Below are 9,128 nucleotides of genomic sequence, written 5' to 3'. Positions count from 1 at the left end.
CCTCGACCTGCGCGTTCCGATCGGGCTCGACGTCGCTCACCGACTCACCTCCGCGCGAACAAGGGTTGCTCGAAGTGCGCCACCCGCGTCGGGGTTCCTGCGATGCACAGCTCGCGGAACTGGTACAGCACGGCCGCTGTCGGCGCGGCGATCCAGGTGTTGCCGACGGGCATCCGCAGCACCGGCTCCTCGCTCTCGTCTTCGCGGTCGAGCCAGGGCGCATCGGCGCGCATGAACTCGCTCACGGGTATGCGGTGGATGCTGGCCACCTCCTGCGGGTTCGCAACGAGCGTTCGCGCCGGCCCGGCCCACACCACGACCGGCGTGATGACGAAGCCGGATCGCGTGACGAAGTCGTCCAGCCTGCCGAGCACGGCGCCCGGGTCGAGATCGAGCCCCACCTCTTCGTGGAGCTCGCGCAGGGCAGCCTGCTCGTTCGACTCGCCGGCATCGACGCGCCCGCCCGGAAGGGCCCACTGGTCGGGATGGCTGCGAAGCGTCAGGGCCCGACGCGTCAGGATCAACGCAGCTTCGCGGCTCCATTCGCCAGGCGTCGCGATGCCGTCGAGCCGGGCACCCTCGCCTTCCTCGGCGACGGCCACGGCGACCGCCGCGGCGCGATGCGCGCCCGGATGGGCGCGGTGCAGCTCGAACGAGGCCAGGTTGCGCCGGATCCGATTCCTCAGCGCGTCATCGCAGTGCATGGACTTCCTCGGCGGCGCGCAGTCGCGGGCCCATTCTCGCCAGCGCGGACCCCATTCAACCCGGCTTGCGGAATTCGTCGCCGATCCACGCCGATGCGCTCGCCGCGCTCAGCCTGAACCCGGCGCCCACGCGCACCCGCGCCAGTTCCTCGCCACCGGCGTCGAACGCGCTCAGCACCGCGTAGGGGTCGTCTTCGTCGGGCGTGATGTCGAGCTTCACCGTCACGCGGCCGGAGTCGGCGGTGACCGTCACCTCCCGGTGCCGCTCGGCATGCGTGTGCTGCTCGTGCCGGCGGATCACCTCGGCGGCGGTCTTCACCAGCGTGTTGAAGGCGGCGCTGTCGAGCGGCTTGGGGTTCTTCTTGTCGCGGCCCATGGTCCAGGGGCCGACGAGCGCCGGCTCCGGCTCACCGTCCCTGATCATCGCCACCGCCCACCCTTCGTCGTCCTCGTTCTTGATGACGAGCGCGGTCCAGCCGTTGTCGCGCCAGAGGCGGTCCTCGTGCCGGGGAGCGGTGTCGGCGTCGGTGTCGTCGCTCATGGTCTGCCCGTCCCGACTCAACGCGTGCGCGGCGGCTGCGTGTTCGACTCGGCGCACGGGCCCGGTGGCCATTGCGGGGTGCATCGATCCTGCCGCTCGGGAACGGCTTCGCACGCCCCGAGGAAGGCAAGCAGCAGCGGGAGGAGCGGGAGCAGGCGTCGCGTCATGTCGTCCCCCTACGCCTTGCGCCGATTCGCCGCGAGCCAGCCGTCGACGAGCACGACGGTCTCGTCGAGCGCCGGGAGGCGCCGGCCGCGTTGCGCGGCGATCAGTTGCACCAGGCGATCGACGCGCTCGATGTCGCGGGCCCCGGCAGCGAGCGCCCGCGCCGCCGACGACGGGCTCTCGAGCGACCGGGCCGCGGCCGCGTATTTCTCGAACGGCACCATGTCGCCGGGGTCGGCACCGAGCGAGACGCATAGCTCCGACACCCAGTCGTACACCGCCCGCGTCTCGGCCGGATCGCCGTGCACCGCGTCCCTGATCGAGCGCATCTCGCCTTCCTGCACGCAGCGGTAGTTGCCGGCGAGCAGCATGCTCCACTTGGCGAGCGGGACGAACACCGACTCGTGCACCTTCAGCTTGACCGGCAGCTCGATGGGGACGCCGTCGCCGGCATCGAAGCGCACCGCCTGGATGTCGGCCTCGAGCTCGCGCAACAGGGCGGTGTGCTCGTCCGACTCGAAGCGCGCCGCCTTGAAGTTGGTGGCCAGGCGCACCTGCAGCACGTTGAGCGGCTGCTGCGGCGGGCGGTAGGCCTGCGGGTCGGGGCTGCACAGGGTCAGCAGGGCCGGGTCGATCGGGTCCCAAACCGCAGGGTCGCCGTACGCGGGGCGGAGCGCGTCGACGTCCAGCCCGGGAATCCGCTTCAGGTAGGGCAGCGGCGGCATGTTCATGATCGACATGCACGGCACCCGCGCCCGGCCGACGGCGGCAAGCAGCTCGCGCACCCCCGGCTGGCGGTACTGCGGCTCCTGCATCGCCAGGACGACGAGGTCGTGCTCCGCCGGTCGCGCCTCTGCCGGCGAGGTCGCCGAGAGCTGGCCGGCGAGCCCGGCGGTTCGAACCTCGACCTGCAGGTCCCTGCCCTTCACCGGCATCCGCACGATGGCGCCCTCGCGATTGAACAGCTCGGCCTCCGCGGGCAGGCACACCATCTCGACCACATGCTCCGCGAGGACGAGCTTGCTCGCGAGGAGAGAGCCGTACGAGGCGCCCAGGACGAGGATGCGGCGCGGGCGCGCCGAAGATTGGCTGCTCATCGATGTCTCCTGTCGTTCGGCCGAATCTACCGCACGCGGCCCGCGGCCCACCCGGCTCGCTCTGCCTCCTTCGCAGCGGCCAGCAGGGCGGCGTCGAAAGTGGCCGACACGCCCTCCGAGCGCAAGGCCTCGATGAGATCCCGGATCCCTTCCTTGCGGGCACCCTCGGCCGAGACGTCGCGGATCCACACGGCGAGGACCCGGCCCCGATGCCGCGCGGCCAGGTCGCGGTAGATCGCGGCGTCGTCCTGGCCGCTGTCTCCGACCAGGATGAAGGGCATGTCGGCGTAGACCTCGAAGAGCCGCTCGATGGCGCGCGTCTTGTGCCGGGCATGGTCGCCCGCGAACCACTGTTCGCCCTGCAGGCCGTAGTCCTTCAGGAAGAGCGGTCCGCGAGGAATGCCGTGCAGCTCGAGGAAGCGCGTGTACGGCTCTTGAAAGCCCCAGGACGCAGAGGAGACGTAGAAGATCGGCTGGCGCTGCACGCCGCCGCCGTCGAAGGCGAGTGCGCGATAGAGCTCGGGCAGGCCGGGGAAGGTCTGGCGCAGGCGCGGGTCGCTGCGCAGCACCTTGCGCCAGTGGCGCCTGAAGTCGTGGATGCCGGTGTCCATCACCGTGTCGTCGAGGTCGCTGATGACGCCGAACCGGGTGCCTGCCGGCACGGTCATCACCTCGGCGCTGAAGTCGCTCGGCGCTTGCCGGCTGCCCGGCACGTGCTCGAGCGTCACCGTCACCTGGCGCCAGGCCAGGCCGTCGCCGGGGGTCGGCTCGACGGCCAGCTCGGCGCTGAAGAAGCCGTCGCTGTCGCTCATCGCCGACGTCTGCGCCGCGCCGTGGCGAAGCGTCAGCCGGGCGCCCATCACCTGGCTCTCGACGTAGCGGGTGGCCAGGGCACGGATGTCGGCCAGCAGGCCGGTCGCCGGCTGCGCCGACGGTTCCGTGGCGCTGCCGTCGACGACATGGCCGCTGACCAGCAGCCGCGCCGGTGTGCCGAAGCCGAGATGGCAATGCACGCGCGCCGGGGCGCCGCGCATTCGCCGCTGCCGCAGCAGCAGGCGCAGCGCGTCGAGGCCGTCGTCGATCCGGTTGGCGATGCGCAGGAGCCTGGACATGGGCGGATAGTTTCGCCCGGTCCTGCCGGCATTTCGCGGCCCCCCAAACCGGGGTGCCCCGCCCAGCCGCGGCGGCGCACGACGGCACGTCGCCTGCCAACGAGGATCGCATGAACATCGAGTCGCTCCAGGCGGCGGCTTACGCCGATGCCAAGGCCGCCCTTCGCGCTTGCGCAGCAGCGGCCGAACAGATGTATGCGGCCGTGGCCCGGCTCGAGGAAGCCCAGCGGGCCCTGCGCCGGACCAACCAGTCGCTGGCCGAGGTCAACCGCCTGCAGGCCTCGGAGGACGCGGAAGTCGGGCGCGACAGCGTGCCGCTGCGCCTCGTGTCGACGCGCTGAGCGCGAGCCCTAGCCGAAGGTCCTCGGCGCCTTCGACGAGCCCTGCTCGAAGCAGAGGCGGCAGGCGAACGCGGCCCCGAAGAAGACACCCCCGCTTTTCTCGCGCAGCCGCTTGCACTTGCTGCAGGTCAGGAGCGGGGTGCGGTCCGAGCGGCTGCCTGGCAGGGTGGTGGCGATGGTGGTGGTCATGGGGGGCGATATCGGCGACGCGGGCGAAATGCTTGAGCGACGAACGCACGGCTGACCCGCTTCGACGACACCGCCCGACGGGCGGGCAGCGCCGACGAGCCAAACCGCCACCAATTCACGCTCGCCGCGTCGCCGACGACGCACAGGCCAACCCGACCGCGTCACCCGACGCCCCGGCTGCCCGGGGAACGGGCGCGCGACGCTAGCGCCTGGCCCGGCCTTCGCCCGCGAGCCCGGCGAGGGCCTTGATCCGTTTCCAGAGCAGCGCCTTCGGCACGGTCGTCATCTGCAGCGCTTCCATGCAGCGGTCGAGCCGGTGCGGGCGCGTACGCAGCACCTCGATCGCCTTGGCGAGGTCGGCCGCGATGCTCTTGCCGTAGGCGACCTCGGCTTTGGCCACGGCGGCGAGGAGCAGCGCCGCGTCCGGCGCCATCATCGCCAGGTCGATGAGGTCGCGGCACATCACCGCGTCGTCGCCCCAGCGGTCGGCATTGGCGAGCAGCTTGGTCGCCGCCATGTCGAGTCGGGTGAGCGTCGCGACGCCGCAGACGCGGTCGGCGGCGCCCGGCGGATCGATGGCGATGCGGCCCTCACGCACGACCTCGAACTTGATGTCGATGCCGCCTGTGCGCAGCAGCGTGCGGATGCCGTACTGGTCGCCGCGCACGTCGCGCGCCGCCTCGAGCAGCACGCCGGGCCGAGCGATCGCCAGCACGCCGGCGGGGCCGGTGAGCCGTTCTCTCATGGCGCGGTAGCCGCCGGCATCGGAGACCAGGAAGTCGATGTCGACCGACTCGCGGTACTCGCCGTGGCGCATCGCGATCGCGGTGCCGCCGCCCAACAGGCAGCGGTTGGCGAGGAGCAGGTCGGCATCGAGCGACTGCAGGATGGCGGCGATGCGCTGGTGGTGCGGACGCTCAAACAAGGAGTCGCCCTCCCCCCAGGTGCTGCACCAGGGCGTTGACGAGCGCACGCTCGGCCGGTTCGAACGCACCTGTGTCGACGTGTCGCCAGTTGCGTTCGTACAGGCCGAGCGCGTCTTCCGGACTGAGGGTGGCAACGCCGTGCAGCTGCCAGGCAAGGCGCTTCAGCTGCGGGTAGTCGGCGAGGCGGATGCGGGCCGGAAAAGGCGGCTTGCCGCGTGACCTGCCGGGCCCGCCGGCCGGGCGCGGCTCGACGAGGTCGAGCTCCAGCCCGACAGCGGTCGCGGCGCCGATCCAGGCGCCCATCGTGACGGAGGGCTCGCCGCGTTCGATGCGCTGCAGGGTGACGCGAGACATGCCGGCTGCCTCGGCCGCGTCGAGGGCGCTGACCTTCAGCGCCTTGCGCTGGTCACGGATGCGCTGGCCGAGGCCGGCGAGCTTGGCGGCGACGCCGCTCGCGACGGTGGGGGCGCGTGCAGGCATAACTCATTCTATCCGATTCTAGGCTTTGCATATAATGGGATACATATTCGTTGGCGGCGCGTCAGCCCTGGGCCACGTCGACCCACTCGGCCCCCGCCAGGCGGACCAGCCTCTCAGGCGCGATGCGGATCGCGGCGTGGGTGTCGCCCGCCGCCGGCACCACGACCTCGAACGCACGCAGCGACACGTCGGCGTAGACGCGCAGCGGCCGCGGCAGCCCGAACGGGCAGACGCCGCCGACCGGGTGGCTCGTCGCCTCCAGCACCTCGGCCGCGTCGAGCATCTTGGCCTTGGCGCCGAAGCGGTCCTTGTACTTGCGGTTGTCGAGGCGGGCCTCCCCGCTCATCACCAGGAGGATCGGCTCGCCGTTCAGGCGCAGCGACAGCGTCTTGGCGATCTCGGCCGGCTGCACGCCGTGCGCCGCGGCCGCGAGCGCGACGGTCGCCGTGCTCGTGGTGCTCTCGAGGACTTCGATGTCGGGGGCGTACTCGGCGAGGAAGGCGCGAACGGACGGCAGGCTCATTCACCATTGTTGCCGGCCGGCGCCCGGAGTGAAGGGCCGCGGGCGCAGGCGCAGAGCACGTCGAGCGATGCCGAACTGCCGAACGGCCGCGAGACGCGTTCAGCACGAGCCTTCCGAAGTGCTCGAGGAAAAGTACCGCGGCGCAACCAGCGGTCGTCGTTGCTTACGAATGCTTTCGCCTGCCGGCAGCGTCGGATGGTGAACTGCGCCGATGCTCGGCCTTGCCCTTCCACGCTTGTCTGCGCGGCTCTTCCCGCGCATCCCGGCACTGCCGGCCGGCCGGGCTCCGGCGGACACGGCGCGCGCGGGCACGCTCGCGGCCGGACCGGGATGGCGGCGGCGCGCCGGACTCATCCAGGGCAGGCCGATCGAGGTCGAGCTATGGAGCGAGTCGACCGCGCAGGGCGAGTCGGCGATCGACGCGGCGATGGCCGAGATGCACCGGATCCAGGCGCTGCTCGACCCGAACAACGTCGACTCCGAGCTGTCGCGCATCAACCGGGGGGCCGGGTCCGGCGCGGTGGCGCTGTCGGGCGAGATGGCCGCCCTGCTGGCCAGGGCCCTGGACTTCGCCCGCCTCAGCGACGGTGCCTTCGACACCCGCTCGGCGGCCGTCGGCTGCCTCCACCACGATGGGCGCGACACGGGCGCCGACCGGGCGACGCCGGCGCGGGCGCTGGCCGCGGTGGGGTGGCAGAAGCTCGAGCTCGACGAGCGGGCCGGCACCGTGCGATTCGCCGTGCCAGGCATGCGCGTCGACCTCGACGGCTTCGCCACGGGCCACGCGGTGGACAGCGCCGCCGCGGTCCTGATGCGCATGGGCATCGGCCACGCCAGCGTGTCCGCGGGCGGGGACACCCGTGTCGTCGGCGACCGTCGCGGCCGGCCCTGGGCCATCGGCAGCGGCGATCCGAGGCGCAGCGCACGGGTCGTGGCCATGTTGCCGCTCGAGGACGTCTCGGTCTCGACCGCGGGCGACCCCGGGTGCGCGACCGCCGTGCGCGGCGAGCGTTCGCATCGCCTGATCGACCCGGCCACCGGCAGGTCGCCCACCGGAGTGCACAGCGTGACCGTGCTCGGCGGCAGCGCGCTCGTCGCCGCGGCGCTGGCGAAGGCGGTCTTCGTGCAGGGCGCGATGAAGGGGCTCGCTCTGATCGAGGCGCAACGCGACGTCGATGCCGTCGTGGTCGACGCCGCCGGGACACTGCACCATTCTTCCGGCCTGTTCGCCCCGGCGAGCCGACCGAATCGATGACGACGGGCGCTGCCAAACTCCCTTCCGTTTGAGAGACACTTACTCGAGGGGTTGCGCCGATCGCGGCGGCCCTTTCTCATCGGGTGCGCACACCTCGCTGCGCCTTCCATCAGGACTGGAGCTGCCGCTGTCCAACGCAACGATCGACACGATGCACCCGGTGCGCCGGCACGGGCCCGCCTGCGCCGGCGCGCTTGCCTGCGCCATCGCCCTGCTCGCCGGCTGCGCCGGCACGCCCGAGCCGCAGGCACCCGTGGTGGTACGCGGCCGGGCACCGGTGGGCTACCAGAAGACGATCAGCGACTACTTCGCCTTCACGATCCCCGGCTCGAAGAAGAACGTCGAGATCAGCTACGGCAAGCCCGAGCCCGGAGGCTGCCCGCTCGGCCTCGGCCGGAGCTCGGAACGCGGCTGGGTCGTCCCGGTGGTCTACTCGACGCGACGCGGCGCCCCCACCGGCCGGGAGTCGATCGACATCACCGGCAAGGAGTACTACTTCTGGTTCGTGACCGACACCATCGCCGGCGTCACGCAGCGGATGGAGCTCTGTCCCTGACCCGATGCAGCCGGCCCTTCGGCTGCCGAGCGAGCCTCACTTGCACAGGCCGAGAATGCGCTCCTGCTGCGTGCACGCCTTGACGACCGGCATGGGCTTCGCCCGCTGCTCCATGCAGCTCCGCATTTCCTTGGCCATCGGCGGGTAGTAAGACCAGCCGCGGCCGAGCGCCGGCAGCCCGAGCTCGACCTCGCGCCACTTCGGATGCCCCTGCGCCTGAAGGGTGTCGAAGCGGTTGCACAACGAGCGCGCAAAGCGCGTGAGCCGGTTCACCGTGACGCCCAGGTTGTAGTCGTAGGTCACGAGGTAGGCCTTGACCGCGATGCCGGAGATGTCCTCGGACAGCAGGTTCGGGTAGCTCGTCGCACGTACCGTCGCCTTGAAATAGGTCCGGAGCGCCTCCTCGCTGCCCGGCTGGGCCGGGTCGAACTTCAGCAGCTTGATGAGTTGCCGGGCCTCCGGCTTCATGTCCGCCAGGAGCCTGGCCGGCTGCCCCGCCACCACCACGACCACGTCCAGGCTCTTGTCACCGGTGAGCTTGACAAGGGCCTCCTCGTTGCTCAGGAAGCTGGCGTTGGCGTCGGGGAGCGCCGCGCCAAAGAGCTGGCGGTACAGCGTGGTCGCCGTCATGGCCGTCCCGCTCAGCAGCGGGCCCACGTTGATGCGGGCATTGCGGATCTCGTGCACGAAAGCCTGCGGTGCGTCGGCCCGGACGATGAAGTAGATCTCCTCGTTGTAGAGCGGCATGATCAGGCGCAGCGGCTGGATCAGTTCGCGCGCTTCGGCGTTGCCGGCCGCGGCCTGGTCGAGGAAGGCCTGGTACACGTCGGACTGGACGAGCGCGAGCTTGACGCCCGCCTCGCGGCGCAGGCGCTTCACGTTCTCTGCCGAGCCGGCGGAGGGCAGCACCTCGAGGTCGATGCCGGCGTCCGGCGCCACGAACTTCGCCAGGTCGCGCCCGATCTGGATATAGGTGCCCCGCTCTGAAGCAGTGACGATCTTGAACGGGATGTTGCCGCTGCGGCCCGCACCGCCGGACGCCGCCCGGTCCGGCCCGGCGCCCGATGCGGCCTGCGCAGCGGCGGCTGCGGCCAGCCCGCATGCCACGGCGAGGAGGCAGCCGTGCAGCACCGGGCGCAACCCCCTCATGGGTTCTGCACCGCGTTGCAAAGGCTGAGCGCAACCAGGTTCGCACTGCACGCCCCGGCGACAGGGCCCGGCGCCGGCGTCGCCGCGTCG

Annotated in this window: 12 protein-coding genes; 3 read left to right on the top strand and 9 right to left on the bottom strand. The window is 71.5% G+C overall.

Features of this window, described 5'->3' with window-relative positions; genetic code table 11:
- Positions 1-44: 44 nt before the first annotated feature.
- The 4 genes from AC30N0_RS19025 to AC30N0_RS19010 all read right to left on the bottom strand — a co-directional run bounded on the left by AC30N0_RS19025 (position 45) and on the right by AC30N0_RS19010 (position 3,619).
- Positions 45-704, bottom strand: coding sequence for an NUDIX hydrolase (locus AC30N0_RS19025; protein WP_489519458.1), 660 nt, complete (start codon positions 702-704; stop codon positions 45-47).
- Positions 705-759: 55 nt separating this feature from the next.
- A complete protein-coding gene (locus AC30N0_RS19020; RefSeq protein WP_489519457.1) occupies positions 760-1,245 on the bottom strand; it encodes a hypothetical protein in 486 nt (161 codons plus the stop codon).
- Between the two features lie 176 nt (positions 1,246-1,421).
- A complete protein-coding gene (locus AC30N0_RS19015) occupies positions 1,422-2,507 on the bottom strand; it encodes a hypothetical protein (RefSeq protein WP_489519456.1) in 1,086 nt (361 codons plus the stop codon).
- 26 nt (positions 2,508-2,533) lie between these two features.
- Positions 2,534-3,619 (bottom strand): phosphatase domain-containing protein, encoded by a 1,086-nt coding sequence (locus AC30N0_RS19010; RefSeq protein ID WP_489519455.1) that lies wholly within the window; start codon positions 3,617-3,619, stop codon positions 2,534-2,536.
- A 110-nt stretch (positions 3,620-3,729) separates the two neighbouring features.
- Between AC30N0_RS19010 and AC30N0_RS19005 the strand changes: the two genes are divergently transcribed.
- Positions 3,730-3,960 (top strand): hypothetical protein, encoded by a 231-nt coding sequence (locus tag AC30N0_RS19005; protein ID WP_489519454.1) that lies wholly within the window; start codon positions 3,730-3,732, stop codon positions 3,958-3,960.
- 9 nt (positions 3,961-3,969) lie between these two features.
- Here AC30N0_RS19005 and AC30N0_RS19000 read toward each other — a convergent pair whose 3' ends face one another.
- The 4 genes from AC30N0_RS19000 to AC30N0_RS18985 form a co-directional block, all read right to left on the bottom strand.
- Positions 3,970-4,149, bottom strand: a complete 180-nt coding sequence (locus tag AC30N0_RS19000; RefSeq protein WP_489519453.1) for a hypothetical protein — start codon at positions 4,147-4,149, stop codon at positions 3,970-3,972.
- Between the two features lie 202 nt (positions 4,150-4,351).
- Complete coding sequence (locus AC30N0_RS18995) at positions 4,352-5,074, bottom strand: nucleotidyl transferase AbiEii/AbiGii toxin family protein (RefSeq protein ID WP_489519452.1); 723 nt, start codon at positions 5,072-5,074, stop codon at positions 4,352-4,354.
- Positions 5,067-5,555: a helix-turn-helix domain-containing protein gene (locus AC30N0_RS18990; protein WP_489519451.1), complete on the bottom strand. Its 489-nt coding sequence runs from the start codon at positions 5,553-5,555 to the stop codon at positions 5,067-5,069. Before AC30N0_RS18990 ends, AC30N0_RS18995 begins: the two co-directional genes overlap by 8 nt.
- Before the next feature lie 61 nt (positions 5,556-5,616).
- Complete coding sequence (locus AC30N0_RS18985; RefSeq protein ID WP_489519450.1) at positions 5,617-6,078, bottom strand: YbaK/EbsC family protein; 462 nt, start codon at positions 6,076-6,078, stop codon at positions 5,617-5,619.
- A 235-nt stretch (positions 6,079-6,313) separates the two neighbouring features.
- Here AC30N0_RS18985 and AC30N0_RS18980 point away from each other — a divergent pair, with 235 nt between their 5' ends.
- Together AC30N0_RS18980 and AC30N0_RS18975 are read left to right on the top strand one after the other, a co-directional pair.
- Entirely contained in the window at positions 6,314-7,333 is a 1,020-nt protein-coding gene (locus AC30N0_RS18980; protein WP_489519449.1) for an FAD:protein FMN transferase, read from the top strand.
- A gap of 151 nt (positions 7,334-7,484) precedes the next feature.
- On the top strand, positions 7,485-7,889 hold the full coding sequence (locus AC30N0_RS18975) for a hypothetical protein (RefSeq protein ID WP_489519448.1): 405 nt from the start codon (positions 7,485-7,487) through the stop codon (positions 7,887-7,889).
- A gap of 36 nt (positions 7,890-7,925) precedes the next feature.
- Here the strand turns inward: AC30N0_RS18975 and AC30N0_RS18970 are convergent, their stop codons facing one another.
- Positions 7,926-9,038, bottom strand: a complete 1,113-nt coding sequence (locus AC30N0_RS18970; protein WP_489519447.1) for a TAXI family TRAP transporter solute-binding subunit — start codon at positions 9,036-9,038, stop codon at positions 7,926-7,928.
- Between the last annotated feature and the right edge of the window lie 90 nt (positions 9,039-9,128).

Source organism: Rhizobacter sp., assembly GCF_031412495.1.
Lineage (GTDB): Bacteria > Pseudomonadota > Gammaproteobacteria > Burkholderiales > Burkholderiaceae_C > Schlegelella_A.
This window is presented reverse-complemented; position numbering and strand designations above follow the sequence as displayed.

Excerpts from the sequence above, each read along its gene's own strand:
- AC30N0_RS19025 (WP_489519458.1), bottom strand. The coding sequence starts at position 704 with ATGCACTGCGATGACGCGCTGAGGAATCGGATCCGGCGCAACCTGGCC.
- AC30N0_RS19020 (WP_489519457.1), bottom strand. The coding sequence starts at position 1,245 with ATGAGCGACGACACCGACGCCGACACCGCTCCCCGGCACGAGGACCGC.
- AC30N0_RS19015 (WP_489519456.1), bottom strand. The coding sequence starts at position 2,507 with ATGAGCAGCCAATCTTCGGCGCGCCCGCGCCGCATCCTCGTCCTGGGC.
- AC30N0_RS19010 (WP_489519455.1), bottom strand. The coding sequence starts at position 3,619 with ATGTCCAGGCTCCTGCGCATCGCCAACCGGATCGACGACGGCCTCGAC.
- AC30N0_RS19005 (WP_489519454.1), top strand. The coding sequence starts at position 3,730 with ATGAACATCGAGTCGCTCCAGGCGGCGGCTTACGCCGATGCCAAGGCC.
- AC30N0_RS19000 (WP_489519453.1), bottom strand. The coding sequence starts at position 4,149 with ATGACCACCACCATCGCCACCACCCTGCCAGGCAGCCGCTCGGACCGC.
- AC30N0_RS18990 (WP_489519451.1), bottom strand. The coding sequence starts at position 5,555 with ATGCCTGCACGCGCCCCCACCGTCGCGAGCGGCGTCGCCGCCAAGCTC.
- AC30N0_RS18985 (WP_489519450.1), bottom strand. The coding sequence starts at position 6,078 with ATGAGCCTGCCGTCCGTTCGCGCCTTCCTCGCCGAGTACGCCCCCGAC.
- AC30N0_RS18975 (WP_489519448.1), top strand. The coding sequence starts at position 7,485 with ATGCACCCGGTGCGCCGGCACGGGCCCGCCTGCGCCGGCGCGCTTGCC.
- AC30N0_RS18970 (WP_489519447.1), bottom strand. The coding sequence starts at position 9,038 with ATGAGGGGGTTGCGCCCGGTGCTGCACGGCTGCCTCCTCGCCGTGGCA.